The organism is Thauera sp. 27 (assembly GCF_000310125.2).
Lineage (GTDB): Bacteria > Pseudomonadota > Gammaproteobacteria > Burkholderiales > Rhodocyclaceae > Thauera > Thauera mechernichensis.
This window is the reverse complement of record NZ_AMXB01000011.1, coordinates 1-17,788: the sequence shown is the minus strand read 5'-3', so window position 1 is coordinate 17,788 and position 17,788 is coordinate 1. Positions and strand designations below refer to the sequence as shown.

Here is a 17,788-nt window from a genome sequence, read left to right as displayed (position 1 = left end):
GGTCCTTGCGAGAGGTTCGAGGCCTGGGGCGCTGCGCGCCCTCAGCCCTGCTGCCAGGGCAGGTTGGCGTGGCGCCAGCCGCCGATGTTGTTGCGCTGCCCACTGGCATCGCGATCACCCTCGAAACCCTCGAGGATGTTGTAGCAGTTGCCATACCCCGCCACCGACGCGGCCTTGGCTGCGGAGTCCGAGCGAGCACCGGAGCGGCACAGGAACATGACCAGCGCCTCCGGGTCGACCTGATGCTTGAGCTGGGTCATGAAGTGCGGGTTATCCTGCATCGAGGGGTAGGTCTTCCACTCGATCTCGACCGCTCCGGGCACACGCCCAACCCAGTCGAGCTCGGCACGGGTACGCACGTCCACGAGTCGCGCCCCCGGGGCAAGCTGCATGACCTGCCACGCCTCGGCGGGCGTGAGCGCACCCTGGTAGGGCACGCCCAGGTTCTCCGCACGCTCGCGTGCAAGCGTCAGCAAATCAGAGAGGGTCCCCATGCGATCATCCGTCCACAGTCGAAAGTCGGCGAAGTATAGCGCGTCCTCCATGCCATGAAGCCTCACGGCCCCGCCCCCCATACTCAGCTGCCGCCGATGCGGCATCAACCGCCCGCGGCCGATCAGGCCCGCAGCCGTGGCATCCGGCGTGCAACCCTGATCGCCATCGTCACCAACGCCAGCCTGGCCATCAGCCAGGTGGTGGTTGGCCTGTTCGCGAACGCCTTCAGCCTGGTTGCCGATGCGGCTCACACGCTATCGGACCTCGTCACCGACCTGATGGTTCTGATCGCCGGTCAGCAGAGCGCGCACCCGGCCGACCTCGACCACCCCTACGGCCATGGCCGCATCGAGACGGTAACGACCATGGTACTGGGCGTCGTGCTCGCGACAGTGGGCATCGGCTTCCTGTGGAGCTCGGGCCTGCGCCTGCAGGATATTGAAGCCCTGCCCGCACTGCACCCTGCAGCACTGCTGATGGCGCTGCTTACCCTGGCCGCCAAGGAGGGCCTGTTCCGCTACACGCTCGCAGCCGGGCGCAGGCTCAAGGCGCCGATGCTGGAAGCCAACGCTTGGCACGCGCGCTCGGACGCCGCGTCGTCACTGGTCGTCGCCGCAGGCATTGGCGGCAGCCTGGCGGGCTACCCCTTCCTCGAACCACTGGCCGCCGCGGTGGTGGGCTTCCTGATCCTGCATATGGGAATCAGGCTCGCACTCAAGGCGGTGCGCGAACTGATCGACACCGGCCTGCCCGCCGAGGAGCTTGCACGCCTGCGCCGCACCATCGAGGACACCCCCGGCGTGATCGGCCTGCACGACATGCGCACGCGGCGCATGGCGGACCGCGTGCTGTGCGACGCGCACGTCCAGGTCAGCCCTCACATCACCGTGTCGGAGGGCCATCGCATCTCGGACGCGGTCTATTTCCGGGTACGCGACGCCCACCCCGAAGTCCGCGACGTACTGGTGCATATCGACCCCGAGGACGACACCGACCTGCAGGTGGTGCCTGCCGGCCCGGTTCCCGAGCGCGCCGAAGTGCTCGCCGACGTCCGCCTGTTGCTCGGACCGGAAGTCCCGCAGCCAAAGCGCGTCCAGATTCACTACTTGGGCCAGCGCCTCGAGGTGGAGCTCTTCCTGCCCCCAGCCCTGGACCAGGGGCAAGTTACAGCCATCCGCAACCGTGTGGACGCGTGGCTCGAAGAGCACCCGCACTACCGCGCAATCAGGCTGCTCCAGGAGATTGCACCATAATGGTGCATTCAATCCATATGATGCACTATTATGGTGCACACCTCTTGAGGAATGGGCACCGCTTTCGAGCACTTGCCCTTGTGGCACAATGACTCGCCAGCCCGCTAGCGCCTGGCACGCTTAGTGCTTATACGCCTCACACGAATCCGGCGCATCGATCTCGTACCGCTGCTCCACCCGCTCAACGCAAAGACCGCCTCATCTCACCAGGAGTGAAAATGAACGCCCAAGACGTCATGAAAATGATTCAGGAAAACGAAGTGCGCTTCGTGGACCTGCGCTTTACCGACACCCGCGGCAAGGAACAGCACGTCGGCCTGCCGGTTTCGGCCTTCGAAGAAGAGCACTTCGAGCACGGCCACCCGTTCGACGGCTCGTCGATCGCCGGCTGGAAGGGCATCCAGGCTTCCGACATGGTTCTGATGCCCGAGCCTTCGTCCGCCTACATCGACCCCTTCTTCGATGAAACCACGCTGGTCATCACCTGCGACGTCATCGAGCCGTCGGACGGCAAGGGTTACGACCGCGATCCGCGCTCGATCGCCAAGCGCGCCGAGGCCTACCTGAAGAGCACCGGCATCGGCGACACCGCCTTCTTCGGCCCCGAACCCGAGTTCTTCATCTTCGACGCCGTCGAGTGGTCGGTCGACATGTCGGGCGTGTACAGCAAGATCATCTCGGAAGAGGCCGCCTGGTCCACCGCCGACAAGTTCGAAGGCGGCAACACCGGCCACCGTCCGCGCGTCAAGGGCGGCTACTTCCCGGTACCCCCGGTCGACAGCCTCAACGACGTGCGCGCCGCCATGTGCCTCGCGCTCGAAGCCTGCGGCGTGCCGGTCGAAGTGCACCACCACGAAGTGGCCAACGCCGGCCAGTGCGAGATCGGCACCAAGTTCAGCACGCTGACCAAGCGCGCCGACTGGACCCAGGTGCTCAAGTACATCGTGCACAACGTCGCGCACCAGTACGGCAAGACCGCCACCTTCATGCCCAAGCCCATCGTCGGTGACAACGGCTCCGGCATGCACGTGCACCAGTCGATCTGGAAGGATGGCCAGAACCTGTTCGCGGGCAACGGCTACGCCGGCCTGTCCGAGACCGCGCTGTACTACATCGGCGGCATCATCAAGCACGCCCGCGCGCTCAACGCCATCACCAACCCGGGCACCAACTCGTACAAGCGCCTGGTGCCGCACTACGAAGCACCGACCAAGCTGGCCTACTCGGCCCGCAACCGTTCGGCCTCGATCCGCATCCCCTACGTCGCCAACCCGAAGGGCCGCCGTATCGAAGCGCGCTTCCCGGACCCCCTGGCCAACCCCTACCTGTGCTTCGCGGCACTGATGATGGCGGGCCTGGACGGCATCCAGAACAAGATCCACCCGGGCGATCCGGCCGACAAGAACCTGTACGACCTGCCGCCGGAAGAAGACGCGCTGATCCCGACCGTGTGCACCAGCCTCGAACAGGCGCTGGAGTACCTGGACAAGGACCGCGAGTTCCTGACCCGTGGCGGCGTGTTCTCCAATGACTTCATCGACGCCTACATCACGCTGAAGATGGAAGAGGTGGACCGCATGCGCATCACCACCCACCCGGTGGAGTTCGACATGTACTACAGCCTGTAAGCCGAGCGCTACGGGACATCACGAAAGGGACGGGCATTGCCCGTCCCTTTTTTCTGGGGTCTAATCCAGGCTCGTCCCGCACGGTTTCGGGCCGGGCTGCGCCACTGCGCAGCCGCACTCCACCCCGGCAAAAAGCGCATGCGAACGTCAACACTCCTGCCTCTGGCACTGCTCGTACTCCTGCCATCTGCCGCCCAGGCGGACATCTTCAAGTGCACCGACGCCGACGGCCGCATCACCTATACCAATGACCGCAGCCTCGGGCGCGGCTGCGTACGCCTTGAGTCGGACCTGCCGGTGTCTTCGGTCCCGGCGCCAGTTCGCCGCCCGGCGGCAACCACCCCCCAAGGCAGCTCCAGTCCTGGCGCCTTTCCGCGCGTCAGTCCCGCCGACCAGCGCAGCCGAGACGACGCACGCCGCGAGGTGCTGAGCAACGAGCTCGCGGGCGAGGAGTCCGCGCTTGCCGAGGCCGAGAAGGCGCTTGCCGAGCAGGAGTCGATCCGCCATGGCGACGAGCGCAACTACCAGAAGGTGCTGGACCGGCTGCAGCCATTCAAGGACAAGGTGGAACTGCACAAGCGCAACATCGAGGCACTACGTCGGGAGATCTCTGGCCTGCGGTAGGCCCAATGCATGGCGCGCATCTTGCTTATGAATTGCCGTAACTTCTGGACGCGCCCATGCCATCGCCCCCCTTACACGCTGCCAACGGCCCCTTTGCAGGACTCGAACTGCTGTCGTCGGCGGTCGTCCTGGTCGACGGCAAGCTCTTCATCCGCTACATCAACCCGGGCGCGGAGAACCTGTTCGCGATCAGCCAGCGCAAGCTGATCGGTCAGCCGCTCGCCCGCATGCTGGGCGCACCGCCCGGATTGTCCGCCGCGCTCGACAACGCCCTGCGCACCAACTGGAGCTATACCGGACAAGACCTGACGATCACACGCAACGGCTCGGAACCGATACGGCTCGACTGCACGGTCACGCCGGTCGAGACCTCCGGCGTGCGGCTGCTGCTGGAGTTCCGCCCGATCGACGCCCAGCTGCGCGTCGCCCGTGAAGAGCAGCTGCTGCACCAGCAGCAAGCCAACCGGGAGCTGATCCGCAACCTCGCCCATGAGATCAAGAATCCGCTCGGCGGCATCCGTGGCTCTGCACAGCTGCTTCAGCACGAACTCGATGACCCGCAGCTGCGCGAGTTCACCGACGTGATCATCGCCGAGGCCGACCGCCTGCAGGACCTGATGAACCGTCTGCTCAGCTCGCACAGCATGATGCGCCCGGCGCCATTGAACATCCATGACGTGCTCGAACGCGTACGCCGGCTGATCCTGGCCGAGTTTCCTCAACTCAGCATCCGACGCGACTACGACCTCAGCCTTCCGGAACTCACGGCCGATCGCGAGCAACTCATCCAGGCCACGCTAAACATCGTACGCAATGCCGCCCAGGCGCTGGAGGGCCACGGCGAGATCCTGCTGCGCACGCGCATCGCACGCCAGGTCACGCTCGCCAAGCGTCGCTTCAAGCTGGCACTGGAATTGCAAGTGATCGACAACGGCCCCGGCATTCCAGCAGAGATCCGCGACAAGATCTTCTATCCGCTGGTGTCGGGCCGGGACGGCGGGAGCGGGCTGGGCCTGTCCCTGGCGCAGAGCTTCATCGAGCAACATCAAGGCATGATCGACGTGGACAGCCGCCCGGGGCGAACCTGCTTCTCGATCCTGCTGCCGATTTCCGAACGCACCTGAACGGGTCACCGCCAGCCCCCCCCTGGGGCTGAGGTGCCCGACAGGCGCACAAAAACAGTGCATTTGATATGAATACAGTCTGGATCATCGACGATGACCGCTCGATCCGCTGGGTGCTCGAGAAGGCACTCAGCCGCGAAGGCATCAACCACGCCAGCTTCAGCTCCGCAAGCGACGCCCTGGCCGAGCTCGAAGCCACCCCCCACCCGCCGGCGGTGCTGCTGTCCGACATCCGCATGCCCGGCGAGTCGGGGCTCGACCTGCTGCAAAAGGTCAAGACCGGCCACCCTCACCTTCCGGTCATCATCATGACTGCGTACTCGGACCTGGACAGCGCGGTATCGGCGTTCCAGGGCGGCGCCTTCGAGTACCTGCCCAAGCCCTTCGACGTTGACCAGGCGGTCGCACTGGTACGCCGCGCCCTGGAGCAAGGTGCGCACCAGAATGGTGCGGCAGAAGATACGGCCGTCGCGCCCGAGATCCTCGGCCAGGCACCATCGATGCAGGAGGTTTTCCGTGCCATCGGCCGTCTCGCCCACTCCCACGCCACCGTACTGATCAACGGCGAGTCGGGCAGTGGCAAGGAACTGGTCGCACGGGCGCTGCACCGCCACAGCCCTCGCCGCGACGCCCCCTTCATTGCCATCAACACCGCGGCCATACCGCGCGACCTGCTCGAGTCCGAGCTCTTCGGCCACGAACGCGGCGCCTTCACCGGCGCCGCCACCCAACGCCGCGGTCGCTTCGAGCAAGCCGATGGCGGCACCCTGTTCCTCGATGAGATCGGCGACATGCCGGCAGAGCTGCAGACCCGGCTGCTGCGCGTTCTGTCCGATGGCCACTTCTACCGAGTTGGTGGCCAGCAGCCGATCCGCTCGAACGTGCGCGTCATCGCGGCAACCCACCAGGACCTGGAGGAGCGCGTTCGCCAGGGCCTGTTCCGTGAGGACCTCTTCCATCGCCTGAACGTCATTCGTCTGCGCCTCCCTCCCTTGCGCGAGCGGCGCGAGGACATCCCGCTGCTCGTTCGCCACTTTCTGCAAAAGAGCGCCCAGGAGCTGGGTGTCGAGCGCAAGCGCATCTCGGATGCCGCACTCGAGTACCTGCAGGCACAGCCCTTCCCGGGCAACGTCCGCCAGCTCGAGAACCTGTGTCACTGGCTGACGGTGATGGCCCCGGCACAGATCGTGGAAGTCACCGACCTACCGCCGGAGATCCGCGACCAACCCGGGCGCGAGGCACCAACGAGCTGGATGGAAGGACTGGGTGCGGAAGCCGACCGCCTCATCGCCACCCACCCAGGTGAGGTGTTCGACCGCCTCACGCGCGAGTTCGAGCGCACACTCATCCGCCGCGCCCTGGCGGCCACCGGCGGACGCCGTATCGAGGCTGCACAACTGCTCGGCATCGGTCGCAACACGATCAGCCGCAAGATCCAGGAACTCGGCATGGACGACGTGCGCAACGGCGACGACGGCGAGCACTGAACACAAGCGGGGCGGGCGGGACACTCGTGCGCAAGCACGGGATGGCGGATAATGCGGCGATCTCAATGTTTGCCGGACTCCCGCCTTGTCATCGTCCAAACCTCAGACGGCTGCCCCAGCGCAGTCGTCCGCAGTGCCTGATGCCTCACCCGCCTCCCGCGAGATCGAAGCACGACGCGCGCTCGAGCACCGGCTCGGACGGCTGGCCGACAGTTTCGTGATCGATTGGCGTGCTCACTGCACCTCCACCAACAGCGCACTGATCGAAGCCACACCGGCTGACGACGGCTTCATTCATGTGCTGATCGCCGACCGCCAGAGCGCGGGGCGCGGCCGCCGCGGACGACAATGGCTGTCCTGGGATGACGGCAGCCTGACGTTCTCGGCATTGTGGCGCTTCGCTCCAGGTGCGCCAGTGCCCGCCGGGCTGTCGCTGGTTGCCGGCCTCGCGCTCGCGCGCGCACTGGAGGAGCTCGGCGCGCAGGGCGTGCAGCTCAAGTGGCCGAACGACGTACTGATCCACGGCGACAAGCTTGCCGGCATCCTCGTCGAGCTCTTGCCCGGCCGTGGCCGCACACCCGCCGCGGTGATCGGCATCGGCATCAACCTGCAGCTCCCGGCAGACGCGCAGGTTCCGGAGCAGCGCGGCGTCACCGACCTTGCACATGCCCTCGACTCGGCGCCTCCGACACGGGCCACGGTTCTGGCCGCCGTGCTCGCGGAGCTGCGCAGCCTGCTCGACACTTACGCCGCCGCGGGCTTCGTCGCCCTGCGCGACGCCTGGCAGCAACGCAACGCCTTCGCCGACCTGCCCGTCTGCATCAGTGGCGAAGCGGAGACACTGCAAGGCATCTGTCGCGGCGTCGACGAGGACGGCGCCCTGCTGCTGGAGACGGCTGTGGGGATGCGCCGCGTACTGGTCGGCGATGTGTCGCTGCGCGCTGGCGGCGGAGGACAGGCGTGATCCTGCTCATCGATGCCGGCAACACCCGCGTGAAGTGGCGGCTCACCGCCGCCGACGCGCCACGGCAGGCCATCGAAGAGGGCGCACTCGCGCATGATGCGATCGGCTCGCTGGCCAGTCTGCGCGCGCGCTACCCGGCCCTGTCGCGGGCCGTGGGCTGCAATGTTGCCGGGGCGGCAATCGCCGCACACCTGGACCAGACCCTGGCGGGCATCGGTATCGAATGGCTACGCCCGGGCGCAAACTGCTGCGGCGTCCGCAACCATTACGAACAACCCGCGCGCCTGGGCGCTGACCGCTGGGCGGCACTGATCGGGGCACGCCAGCTGCACCGCCAGGCCTGCCTCGTGGTCACCGCAGGCACGGCCACAACGATCGACCTGCTGAGCGCCGACGGCGAATTCCTCGGCGGACTGATCCTGCCTGGTGTCGACCTGATGCAGCACGCACTCGCCCACGGCACGGCTCAGCTCCCGCTCGCCGAAGGCCGCTTCACGCTGCAGCCACGACGCACCGTCGATGCCATCCACTCGGGCTGCCTGCTCGCCCAGGCCGGCGCGGTGGAGCGCATGTTCCGCCAGATCGCCAGCCAGCCTCAGGCCAAGTGCCTGCTCGGCGGCGGCGCAGCAGACAGCTTTGCCGGCCTGCTCGACATTCCGCTGCGGCGCGTAGACAACCTGGTCCTGATTGGCCTGGGCGCAATCGCCGCAGCCGGCGAAATTCATCCACAATGACAGCGAACATACTCGCGAAGGGAGAACAAACGATGGAAGCAACCCGCATCCTGCTCGACGCCGCCGACATTCCGACCCACTGGTACAACGTCGTCGCCGACCTGCCGACACCGCCCGCGCCGCCACTCGGCCCGGATGGCAACCCGGCGACACCCGAGCAGATGGGGGCCATCTTCCCCGGCGCCATCCTCGAGCAGGAGATGAGCGCCCAGCGCTGGATCCCGATCCCCGAGCAGGTGCGCGAGATCTATCGCCTGTGGCGGCCGAGCCCGCTGGTGCGCGCGGTCCGTCTCGAGCAGATGCTCGGCACCCCGGCAAAGATCTTCTTCAAGTACGAGGGCGTCTCGCCCGCAGGCTCGCACAAGCCCAACTCGGCCGTGCCGCAAGCCTTCTACAACAAGCAGGCCGGCATCAAGCGCCTGACCACCGAGACCGGCGCTGGCCAGTGGGGCTCGTCGATCGCCTTCGCCGGACAGATGTTCGAGCTCGAGGTGCGCATCTACATGGTCAAGGTCAGCTATGACCAGAAACCTTACCGCCGCCTGATGATGCAGACCTGGGGCGGCGAGGTGTTTGCCAGCCCCTCGCCGCATACTGAGACCGGCCGCCGCCTGCTCGCCGAAGATCCCGATAACCAGGGCTCGCTCGGCATCGCCATCTCCGAGGCGGTGGAAGAAGCGGCCAGCCGCGCCGACACCAACTACACCCTCGGCTCGGTGCTCAACCACGTGGTCTTGCACCAGAGCATCATCGGGCTTGAGGCCAAGAAGCAGTTCGACAAGGTCGGCCTTTACCCCGATGTAGTCATCGGCCCATGCGGCGGCGGCTCGAGCTTCGCAGGCATCGCCTTCCCCTTCCTCGCCGACAAGGCGGCGGGCGACAAGCGTGCCGAGAATCTGCGCTGCGTCGCAGTCGAACCGACCTCCTGCCCCACCCTCACCAAGGGCCAGTACGCCTACGACTACGGCGACGCCTCAGGCTTCACGCCGCTCATGAAGATGTACACGCTCGGGCACGACTTCATGCCGCCGGGCATCCACGCCGGCGGCCTGCGCTACCACGGCGACTCGCCGCTGGTGTCCCAGCTCTTCCACGAAAAGCTGATCGAGGCGGTCGCTGTACCGCAGCTTGCCACCTTCGAGGCCGGCGTGCAGTTCGCGCGTGCAGAGGGCATCATTCCCGCTCCCGAGTCCTGCCACGCGATCCGGGCGGCGATCGACGAAGCGCTCAAGTGCAAGGCCACCGGCGAGGCCAAGACCATCCTGTTCAACCTGACCGGCCATGGGCACTTCGACATGAGCTCCTACGAGCGCTTCCTGTCCGGCAAGCTCGAGAACTACGACTACCCGGCCGAGGCGGTAAGCGCTTCGCTCGCGCATCTGCCCAAGCTGGGCTGATGCCGACGGCGACAGCCGCGGGGCCCGCCAGGCCCCGCGGTCGCCGCCGGCCACCGCCACCCGATCCCGATACGCCTGCCGCATGACCGTTCTGCGCTTTCTGATCATCCTGCTGCTGATGCTCAACATCCTGGCCTTGGCCGCGATACAGGGCTGGCTCGGCACCCCGGCACCGAGCGGCGAACCGGAGCGCATCGCAAACCAGCTCAACCCGGAACACATCCGGCTATCGAGCGAGACCGCCACCGGCGCGCCAGTGGCGGCCGAGCCCGCGGAGCAGACCACGGCCGCATCGCCATCTGCAGACACCAACGGCCTGCTCACCTCCGAGGCAACGCCCTCCCCGCCCGATCCGACGCCCGATCCGGCACGCGAAGCCGAGCCCCCCACGCTTGCCGCCACCGCGCCCATGCCACCCGCCGCAGCGGAGCCGCCGCCTGCCGAAGCCGCGTCGCCACCGACCGTTTGCCAGGCCTGGGGCGGCCTGTCCGCAGACGAAGCGGAGCGGCTCAGCGCGCGCCTGCGCCGCATCGGCGTCACTGCAACACGCAGCCGCAGCGAAACGCCGGACTCTTGGTGGGTACGCATTCCACCGCAACGCAGCCGTGCAGAAGCCGAAGCACGCGTCGCCGAGTTGCGCATCCTCGGTGTCACCGATACTTATATCGTGCCCGAGCCGGGCCCTACACAGTTCGCGGTCTCCCTTGGCGTATTCAAGACCGAGAGTCGTGCTCGCCTGCTGCTCGGACAGCTGCGCGAACGCGGCGTCCGCAACGCCGGCATCGAACCACGCATGACCACCGCCCACCGCATCCAGGCCAGCCTGCCTGTGGCCCAGTTGCGCAACGTCGAGCAGGCTGTCCCGGGAGTGGGCGCAAAGCGCCAGGCCTGCACGCGCTGACGCCCCACGGAACCGCAATGAACGACATCGCCCCACGCCCGTACATCATCGGACTCACCGGCGGCATCGGCAGTGGCAAGAGCGCTGCCGCAGCACATTTCGCTCGTCTTGGCGCCGAGGTGGTCGACACCGACCTCATCGCGCATGGCCTCACTGCGCCCGGCGGCGCAGCCATGGACGCCATCCAGCGTGCCTTCGGTACCTCAATGATCGCCGCCGACGGCAGCCTGGACAGGGCCGCCATGCGTGCAAGGGTGTTCTCGCACCCGGAGGCCAAACGCCAGCTCGAGGCCATCCTGCACCCGATGATCCGAGACGAGAGCGCCCGCCAGTGCCACGCGGCGACTGCCCCCTATGTGATCCTCGCCGTTCCGCTGCTTGTCGAGTCCGGCAGCTACCGTGAGCGCTGCGACCGCATCTGCGTGGTGGATTGCCCCGAACACCTGCAGCTCGAGCGGGTACGCACGCGCAGCGGCCTCGACGAGGCACAGGTGCGCGCGATCATGGCGACCCAGGCCAGCCGCGAGACGCGCCTCGCGGCGGCCGATGACGTGATCGACAACAGCACCAGCCTCGAGGCACTGGAGCAGCAGGTGGCAAGCTTGCACGCACGCTATCTCGCGGCCTCGAGGACGCGTTGAGCACGCAGCCCACTCGCCCTGTGGCGCTCGGGCGCTGTGCTATCATCGCCCCGAACTCAAGCGGCGCGATACTTGCGGATAGTGTCTGGTGATTAGCTACGAATACCCTCTCAACGAACGCATCCGCACGCTGTTGCGTCTCGAGGACCTGTTCGTCAAGATCGCCCACTTCTCCAGCGGCACTGCTCCACAGGATCACCACGTCGCCCTGCAGACGATCTTCGAGACCCTCGAGGTCGCAAGTCGTGCAGACCTCAAGGTTGATCTGGTCCAGGAGCTCGAGCGCCAGCGCCAGATCCTGATGTCCTTCCGCAACAACCCGGACATCTCCGAAGAGGCGCTCGCGGGCGCGCTCTACGAGATCGAGCAGGCCTCCACCGGACTCCTCGCCATGGCTGGCAAGATCGGCCAGTACCTGCGCGAGAACGAATGGCTGATGAGCATCCGCAGCCGGGCCGCCATCCCCGGCGGCGTCTGCCAGTTCGATCTGCCGGCCTATCACTACTGGCTCAACCGTGACCCCGAGGTCCGTCGCCGCGACCTCGACACCTGGATCCATCCGATGGCCCCCATCCGCGATGGCATCGAGATCGTGCTGCGCCTGCTGCGTGCAAGCGGCCGCGCAGAGAGCCAGCTCGCGCGCAGCGGCGCCTTCCAGCTGACAATGGCCGGGCGCACGGCACAAATGGTCCGGGTACGGCTGGAGCGCACGGACGCCGTGGTCCCCGAGATCAGCGCCAACAAGTATGCGCTCAATGTCCGCTTCATGCTGCCGGAGACGGTTGCGCGCCCCCGCCTGGCCGAGCGCGACGTCGCCTTCGAGCTCACCTTCTGCAGCCTGTAGCCCTTCCGTATGAGCCAGCCCGTGCGTACCGTGAACTGCCCGACTTGCGGCAAGCCCGTCGAGTGGAGCAAGGACAGCCAGCACCGCCCGTTCTGCTCCGCACGCTGCCGTCAGATCGACCTCGGGGCTTGGGCCTCGGAGTCCTATCGGGTGCCGACTGCCCCTCCCGACGCGCTGGATGAGGCCGACGGCTTCGCGCCACCCGGCGTCGGCGAAGGTCGCAATCGCTGACCGGCCTAGGCCGACAAGGGCTGAGCCGCAGCTCGCCTGGGCCTTCAGGCGTCTTTCCGCCCCCACACACCGCGTATCGCCGCAATCCCATGCGCCCCTGCATCACGCGCCTCTGACATGTCATTCTGTGTCAGGCCGCCCAAGGCAAAGACGGGCATGGGCAAGCCTTCGATCAGCTCGCCAAAGCGCGCCCAACCCAATCCAGCCTGGTCGGGATGCGTCGCGGTGGGTTGCACAGGACCGAGGAGCGCATAGTCCAGACCCAGCGCAGCCGCATGCTCGAGCTCGGCGCGCGTATGACACGACGCGCCAACCCATTCGAACTCGGGCCTGTCGCTGCTGGCCAGGAGGCGCTGCGCGGTAAGGTGACATCCGTCGGCACCAATGCGGCGAGCCAACTCGAGGTCGGAGTTGACCACCAGCAGCCCTCCGCTGGCCCTGACCCTTTCCAGCGCTGCACGCGCGAAGCGCTCCCGCTCACCGGCGTCCAGCGCCGCTTCGCGAACCTGGACCAGCCCCAGCCCCTGCTGCAGCGCGCGCTCGAGCACACTCAGCTGCTCGGCCGCGCCTATCGCCGTTGCCTGTGTGATACCCATGATGCGCGGCAGGCGTAGCGCCTTCAGGATCGGTCCATTGGCCGGCAGCATGGGGGCAGGCACGGGATCACCCGGCGCGACCCAGGCCAAAGCGCTGTGCACCCTGTCGTTGAGCGTTCCCTGCCAGGCCGCGACTTCGAAGAAATGCAGCCGCACATGCGCATGCTCATACAGATGTTCGCGGCGCAGCCAGGGACGCAGGTGCGTGACGTGGATGCCCAACTCTTCTTCGAGCTCACGGCACAACGCCTGCGCAGGACTTTCGCCACGCTCGACCTTGCCACCGGGGAACTCCCAGTAGCCCGCATAGACAGTGTCGGGAGCGCGCTGCCCGAGCAGGTAGGCACCATCTGCGCGCAGCAGAACGCCTGCCGCTACATCGACCAGCTTGCGCGTCATCGGCCATGCCCCTCGTCATCGAGCCGCCCGGCGTGGTCTCGTGCGAACTGCCAGGCCACGCGCCCGGAACGCGAGCCACGCATCAGCGCCCACTGCAGCGCGTCCTGGCGAGCCGCGGCGATCGCCTTCTTCGGCACGCCGAAGTGCCCGAGCCAATGCGCGACGATATCGAGGTACTCATCCTGGCTGAATGGATAGAAGGATATCCAGAGGCCAAAGCGCTCGGACAGCGAAATCTTCTCCTCCACCGCCTCGCCCGGGTGCAGTTCGCCATCCACATGACGTGCCTGCAGATTCTCATCGTGATACTCCGGCATCAGGTGGCGACGGTTCGATGTCGCGTAGATGAGCACGTTGTCGGACATCGCCGAAACCGAGCCGTCGAGCACGCTCTTGAGGGCCTTGTAGGCATCTTCACCTTCCTCGAAGGAAAGATCGTCGCAAAACAGGATGAAGCGCTCGGGCCGCCCCTCGATCAACTCGACGATCTCGGGCAGATCGACGAGGTCGGTCTTGTCCACCTCAATCAGGCGCAAGCCCCGCGGCGCATACTCGTTGAGGAGCGCCTTCACCAGCGACGACTTGCCCGTACCGCGGGCGCCTGTAAGCAATACGTTGTTGGCCCGGCGCCCAGCGAGGAACTGGCGCGTATTGCGATCGATGCGGGCCTTCTGCTCATCGACATCGTGGAGGTCAGCCAGGGCGATGCGATGCTGCAGGCGAATCGGTCTGAGCTCGGCACGACCGCGGCGGCGCTGCCAGCGGAAAGCGGCCGACGCCGTCCAGTCGGGCGCCTGAACCGGGCCTGGCAACAGGGTTTCGAGCCGCTCGAGCACCTGCTCGGCACGGCGCAGAAGATCTTGCAATTCAGTCATGTCTTGAGGACTCACCATCATCCGGGGGCGAGCGCGGCGCGGCTGGGGGCCGCGGCCTCAACGCCCGCAACACAACCAGCACCAAGGTCAGCGCAACGCCGAGTTCGAGGAAGATCAACCACACATCGCGTCTCCGGCGACCGGCCTTGCACCGGTATACTCTGCCGCATCCGCCCACGAGTTTAACCGATGCACCCGATGATTCCGGCCGCTATCAGACGCCTTGCCCTTGCCTCCACTGTTGCCCTGATCGCCGCGGGCTGTGCACACCAGACCGAAGCCCCGGGGCCTGAAGCGGCCGCACCGACCTGTCCGCCGCCACCTGCCTGCCCAGCCTGTCCGGTCTGCCCTGCGCCTACGCCCGACAAGCCACCGGCGCCAGCCGCCGCCCCCCTGCAACGCGCTGACTGGAGCGCGTTGCCGAACTGGCAACTGGACGACCCGGCGGCAGCCTGGCCTGCGCTGCGGACCTCATGTTCGAAGCTTGTTCGTCAGACAGCGTGGAAGAACGCCTGCACGGCCGCCGAGAGCCTGGGTCGTGCGCCATCGGGCGCCGATGCGCGGCGCTACTTCGAAACGCATTTCGTTCCTTGGCGCCTGGTCAATCCAGACGGCAGCATGCAGGGGCTCATCACCGGCTATTACGAACCGCTCATCCGTGGCAGCCGCACTCGCGGCGGTCGCAACACCTGGCCTGTCCATGGCGTGCCGCGCGACATGCTGACGATCGAGCTGGGCGACGTCTACCCGGAACTCAAGCATCTTCGTCTGCGTGGCCGCGTCGAGGGAAACAAGGTCTTGCCCTACTTCACCCGCGAGGAGCTCGAACAGCGCGGCGCGCAGCTCCCCGCCCCCATACTATTCTGGGCGGATGACCCGATCGACCTCTTCTTCCTGCAGGTGCAAGGCTCGGGCCGGATCCAGTTGCCCGATGGTTCGATGGCTCGTGTCGGCTACGCCGACCAGAACGGACACCCTTACCAGTCCATCGGCCGCTGGCTGGTTGCCAAGGGCGAGCTCAGCCTGGACAAGGCCTCGATGGACGGGATCAAGCGCTGGGCGCAGGACAATCCGCATCGCCTGGCGGAAATGCTGAATGCGAACCCGAGCTACGTGTTCTTCCGCGAGCTGCCCAGTTCAAATGATGGTCCGATCGGTGCTCAGGGCGTCCCGCTCACCGAGGGTCGCAGCATCGCGGTGGATCCGCGCTATGTGCCTCTGGGGGCGCCGGTATTCTTGTCCACCACCTATCCGCTCAGCGACCGCACGCTCAATCGTCTGATGATGGCGCAGGACACGGGCGGCGCGATCAAAGGCGTGGTACGCGGGGACTTCTTCTGGGGCTTTGGATCCGAAGCGGGCCGCGAAGCAGGTCGCATGCGCCAGCAGGGCAGCATGTGGGTTTTGCTGCCACGCGGCATGACACCACCCGCTCTGCAATGAGCGCACGCATGGCACATAAAAAAGGGGGCGACCAGCGCCCCCTCGCGAACAAGCCGAACCCGCCCTAGCGCTTGACGCTGTCCATTGCCTTCTCGAGTTCGGCGGCCGGAACGTAGCCACCGATGCGCGAGCCATCTGCCAGAAAGATGGTCGGCGTACCGCTGATGCGCAGGCTCTGCCCAAGTTCCACGTTGCGCGTGATCACACTGGTGTCGCAAGTCGCCTTGGCCGGCACCTTGCCGTCGACAACCCAGGCGGTCCACGCCTTGCCCTGATCCTTCGCACACCAGATGTTGTTGGACTTCTGGGTCGAGTCCTCACTCAGGATCGGATACAGGAAGGTATAGACGGTGATGTCGTCCATCGCGTCGATCTCCTTTCCGAGGCGCTTGCAATAGCCGCAGTTGGGATCCTCGAAGGTGGCGATCACGCGCGTCCCCTTGCCCTTGACTACCTTGACCGCCTGATCGAGCGGCAGCGTCGAGAAGTCGATCGCAGAAAGCTGATTCAGGCGTGCGCGGGTAACGTCGCGTCGCGTGGCGGTATCGATCACGCTGCCATCAACGATGAAGCTGGCCTTCTCATCCGTATAAACGAGCTGACCGTTCTTGAGCACGACCTCGTAGAGGCCCCCATATGGGGTCTGACTGACAGACTCCACCGCCGGCGCACCGATGAAGGCCTCCATCGCCTTCCTGACCTCATCTTCGCCAGCATGCGCCGTGGAGGTCAGCCCGAGTGCGATCGAAACGGAAAGGAGCTTCACCCGTACGGGCTTCAACAAGGCTTGCATCGAGTTCTCCGAAATATCAAAAGCGACCATGCACGGCGTAACGCACCAATGCGTTTGTTACGACTGGCACGCGGTTCGTAAGGTTCATTCCTGCATTACGCAAGAAGCCAAGCAGGGGGTCCTGGGCACCAAACAGCCGATTGAGCCCGTGGGTCAGATACTGCAGCAGGAAGGGCTCCTCGGCGCGACGGCGCGCGTAACGCCGCAATACCGCAAGCTCACCGACATCGCGCCATGACGGCAGGCTGCCCAACTCCTCAGCCAGCACCTTGGCATCCTGAAAGCCCAGATTGATGCCATGGCCCGACAGCGGATGAATCGCATGTGCAGCATCGCCGATCAAGGCCAACCTTGGTCGTACCACCTCGGCGACACGCATCAGCCTGAGTGGAAAGGCAGCCCGCGGCGTCGCCAGCTCGAGCTCTCCGAGCCGCCGGCCACCGGCCTCCATGACCCGCGCACAGAAGGTATCGTCGTCAAGCTTCATCAGTTCGCCAGCGATCGCATCCGGAGCCGACCAGACCATCGACATCATGCCATGCGCAAGGGGCAACCAGGCGAGCACACCATCCTCTCGAAACCACTGAAAAGCGGTGCCACGATGCGGGCGCTCACAACGAAAGTTGGCCACGACCCCCATCTCGTCATAGGGCGTCGTCTGTGCTTCGATTCCGGCCGCACGACGGAGCCAGGAGTCACGACCGTCCGCTCCGACAGCCAGCGCCGCACTCAGAGTGCGGCCGTCCTCGAGCGTCACGGAAACCCGCCCCTCCTCCTGCAGGAGCGCCACCGGCACTGCCGGACACAGCAGGGTAACGTTGTGCTGCCGCTTCAGACTTTCCCAGAGCTCAAGATGGACCAGGCTGGACTCGCCAATCCACGCCAGCTCGGCCAGCCCACAATCATGGGCCGAGAAGCGGAGCTCACCATTGGCATCGCCATAGATCAGCATCTCGGCCACCGGCTCGAGACGACTCTGATCCAGATGGGACCACACGCCCAGCGCGGACAGGAACGCTGCGCTTGCAGGACTGTAAGCGTAGATACGCTGATCCCAGTCTTGCGGGCGCGATGGCACCGCATGCTCAAGCACCGCGATCTGAAGGCTGCTGCGACGCAAGGCAACTGCGAGCGCTGCGCCGGCCAGACCACCACCAACGATGACGATATCGAACTTCATAGGCTCAGCGATCCCGACGACAGCTGAGCATTTTGCCCCACGCTGGCCCCTGCGTCACGATCTGCGCTCCCTATCGTTCCTTTCGCTGGCCGTTGACGCGCCAAAGCCCTGCTTTCTTTTGAGAGCAGGGCTTTGTTTTGTGGGTTAGTCTGACGATGACCTACTTTCACGAGGGCGGA

The 17,788-nt window shown here is 66.0% G+C and carries 18 protein-coding genes; 13 read left to right on the top strand and 5 right to left on the bottom strand.

Features of this window, described 5'->3' with window-relative positions; translation table 11 throughout:
* Positions 1-41: 41 nt before the first annotated feature.
* A complete protein-coding gene (locus B447_RS07695) occupies positions 42-494 on the bottom strand; it encodes a rhodanese-like domain-containing protein (protein ID WP_037982547.1) in 453 nt (150 codons plus the stop codon).
* A 96-nt stretch (positions 495-590) separates the two neighbouring features.
* Here B447_RS07695 and B447_RS07690 point away from each other — a divergent pair, with 96 nt between their 5' ends.
* The 12 genes from B447_RS07690 (at position 591) to yacG (ending at position 12,323) form a co-directional block, all read left to right on the top strand.
* The gene (locus B447_RS07690; RefSeq protein WP_002938375.1) at positions 591-1,748 is read left to right on the top strand and encodes a cation diffusion facilitator family transporter; all 1,158 of its coding nucleotides are present in this window, start codon (positions 591-593) and stop codon (positions 1,746-1,748) included.
* Between the two features lie 218 nt (positions 1,749-1,966).
* On the top strand, positions 1,967-3,376 hold the full coding sequence (gene glnA / locus B447_RS07685; protein WP_002938372.1) for a type I glutamate--ammonia ligase: 1,410 nt from the start codon (positions 1,967-1,969) through the stop codon (positions 3,374-3,376).
* Positions 3,377-3,514: 138 nt separating this feature from the next.
* Entirely contained in the window at positions 3,515-4,000 is a 486-nt protein-coding gene (locus tag B447_RS07680) for a DUF4124 domain-containing protein (protein ID WP_002938369.1), read from the top strand.
* Positions 4,001-4,056: 56 nt separating this feature from the next.
* Positions 4,057-5,124: a nitrogen regulation protein NR(II) gene (glnL, locus tag B447_RS07675; RefSeq protein ID WP_002931130.1), complete on the top strand. Its 1,068-nt coding sequence runs from the start codon at positions 4,057-4,059 to the stop codon at positions 5,122-5,124.
* A 68-nt stretch (positions 5,125-5,192) separates the two neighbouring features.
* Positions 5,193-6,611 (top strand): nitrogen regulation protein NR(I), encoded by a 1,419-nt coding sequence (gene ntrC, locus B447_RS07670; protein ID WP_002931131.1) that lies wholly within the window; start codon positions 5,193-5,195, stop codon positions 6,609-6,611.
* Positions 6,612-6,744: 133 nt separating this feature from the next.
* Positions 6,745-7,575 carry a biotin--[acetyl-CoA-carboxylase] ligase gene (locus tag B447_RS07665; protein WP_002938368.1) on the top strand — a complete coding sequence of 277 codons (831 nt, stop codon included), beginning with the start codon at positions 6,745-6,747 and terminating at the stop codon, positions 7,573-7,575.
* Positions 7,572-8,309 (top strand): type III pantothenate kinase, encoded by a 738-nt coding sequence (locus tag B447_RS07660; RefSeq protein WP_002938362.1) that lies wholly within the window; start codon positions 7,572-7,574, stop codon positions 8,307-8,309. The genes B447_RS07665 and B447_RS07660 overlap by 4 nt, the downstream gene beginning before the upstream one ends.
* A gap of 32 nt (positions 8,310-8,341) precedes the next feature.
* On the top strand, positions 8,342-9,706 hold the full coding sequence (locus B447_RS07655; protein ID WP_002938359.1) for a TrpB-like pyridoxal phosphate-dependent enzyme: 1,365 nt from the start codon (positions 8,342-8,344) through the stop codon (positions 9,704-9,706).
* Positions 9,707-9,788: 82 nt separating this feature from the next.
* Positions 9,789-10,607, top strand: a complete 819-nt coding sequence (locus B447_RS07650) for an SPOR domain-containing protein (protein WP_002938353.1) — start codon at positions 9,789-9,791, stop codon at positions 10,605-10,607.
* 17 nt (positions 10,608-10,624) lie between these two features.
* On the top strand, positions 10,625-11,248 hold the full coding sequence (gene coaE, locus B447_RS07645) for a dephospho-CoA kinase (protein ID WP_002938351.1): 624 nt from the start codon (positions 10,625-10,627) through the stop codon (positions 11,246-11,248).
* Between the two features lie 88 nt (positions 11,249-11,336).
* Positions 11,337-12,092: a cell division protein ZapD gene (gene zapD, locus B447_RS07640; protein ID WP_002931149.1), complete on the top strand. Its 756-nt coding sequence runs from the start codon at positions 11,337-11,339 to the stop codon at positions 12,090-12,092.
* A 9-nt stretch (positions 12,093-12,101) separates the two neighbouring features.
* Positions 12,102-12,323, top strand: coding sequence for a DNA gyrase inhibitor YacG (gene yacG, locus B447_RS07635; protein WP_002938350.1), 222 nt, complete (start codon positions 12,102-12,104; stop codon positions 12,321-12,323).
* Positions 12,324-12,367: 44 nt separating this feature from the next.
* Here the strand turns inward: yacG and B447_RS07630 are convergent, their stop codons facing one another.
* Positions 12,368-13,318, bottom strand: a complete 951-nt coding sequence (locus tag B447_RS07630; RefSeq protein WP_002938349.1) for a Nudix family hydrolase — start codon at positions 13,316-13,318, stop codon at positions 12,368-12,370.
* Positions 13,315-14,193 carry an ATP-binding protein gene (locus B447_RS07625; protein WP_002931153.1) on the bottom strand — a complete coding sequence of 293 codons (879 nt, stop codon included), beginning with the start codon at positions 14,191-14,193 and terminating at the stop codon, positions 13,315-13,317. Before B447_RS07625 ends, B447_RS07630 begins: the two co-directional genes overlap by 4 nt.
* 417 nt (positions 14,194-14,610) lie before the next feature.
* On the opposite strand from B447_RS07625, the gene mltA reads away from it, so the two are divergent.
* On the top strand, positions 14,611-15,636 hold the full coding sequence (gene mltA / locus B447_RS07620) for a murein transglycosylase A (RefSeq protein WP_002938347.1): 1,026 nt from the start codon (positions 14,611-14,613) through the stop codon (positions 15,634-15,636).
* Positions 15,637-15,700: 64 nt separating this feature from the next.
* On the opposite strand, the gene B447_RS07615 is transcribed toward mltA, so the two are convergent.
* Both B447_RS07615 and B447_RS07610 read right to left on the bottom strand, forming a co-directional pair.
* Complete coding sequence (locus tag B447_RS07615; protein ID WP_002931155.1) at positions 15,701-16,429, bottom strand: DsbC family protein; 729 nt, start codon at positions 16,427-16,429, stop codon at positions 15,701-15,703.
* A 16-nt stretch (positions 16,430-16,445) separates the two neighbouring features.
* Positions 16,446-17,609: a UbiH/UbiF family hydroxylase gene (locus tag B447_RS07610; protein WP_002938343.1), complete on the bottom strand. Its 1,164-nt coding sequence runs from the start codon at positions 17,607-17,609 to the stop codon at positions 16,446-16,448.
* Positions 17,610-17,788: the final 179 nt, after the last annotated feature.

Coding starts and splice junctions, on each gene's coding strand:
- B447_RS07695 (WP_037982547.1), bottom strand. CDS start 494: ATGGGGACCCTCTCTGATTTGCTGACGCTTGCACGCGAGCGTGCGGAG.
- B447_RS07690 (WP_002938375.1), top strand. CDS start 591: ATGCGGCATCAACCGCCCGCGGCCGATCAGGCCCGCAGCCGTGGCATC.
- glnA (WP_002938372.1), top strand. CDS start 1,967: ATGAACGCCCAAGACGTCATGAAAATGATTCAGGAAAACGAAGTGCGC.
- B447_RS07680 (WP_002938369.1), top strand. CDS start 3,515: ATGCGAACGTCAACACTCCTGCCTCTGGCACTGCTCGTACTCCTGCCA.
- glnL (WP_002931130.1), top strand. CDS start 4,057: ATGCCATCGCCCCCCTTACACGCTGCCAACGGCCCCTTTGCAGGACTC.
- ntrC (WP_002931131.1), top strand. CDS start 5,193: ATGAATACAGTCTGGATCATCGACGATGACCGCTCGATCCGCTGGGTG.
- B447_RS07655 (WP_002938359.1), top strand. CDS start 8,342: ATGGAAGCAACCCGCATCCTGCTCGACGCCGCCGACATTCCGACCCAC.
- B447_RS07650 (WP_002938353.1), top strand. CDS start 9,789: ATGACCGTTCTGCGCTTTCTGATCATCCTGCTGCTGATGCTCAACATC.
- coaE (WP_002938351.1), top strand. CDS start 10,625: ATGAACGACATCGCCCCACGCCCGTACATCATCGGACTCACCGGCGGC.
- yacG (WP_002938350.1), top strand. CDS start 12,102: ATGAGCCAGCCCGTGCGTACCGTGAACTGCCCGACTTGCGGCAAGCCC.
- B447_RS07630 (WP_002938349.1), bottom strand. CDS start 13,318: ATGACGCGCAAGCTGGTCGATGTAGCGGCAGGCGTTCTGCTGCGCGCA.
- B447_RS07625 (WP_002931153.1), bottom strand. CDS start 14,193: ATGACTGAATTGCAAGATCTTCTGCGCCGTGCCGAGCAGGTGCTCGAG.
- B447_RS07615 (WP_002931155.1), bottom strand. CDS start 16,429: ATGCAAGCCTTGTTGAAGCCCGTACGGGTGAAGCTCCTTTCCGTTTCG.
- B447_RS07610 (WP_002938343.1), bottom strand. CDS start 17,609: ATGAAGTTCGATATCGTCATCGTTGGTGGTGGTCTGGCCGGCGCAGCG.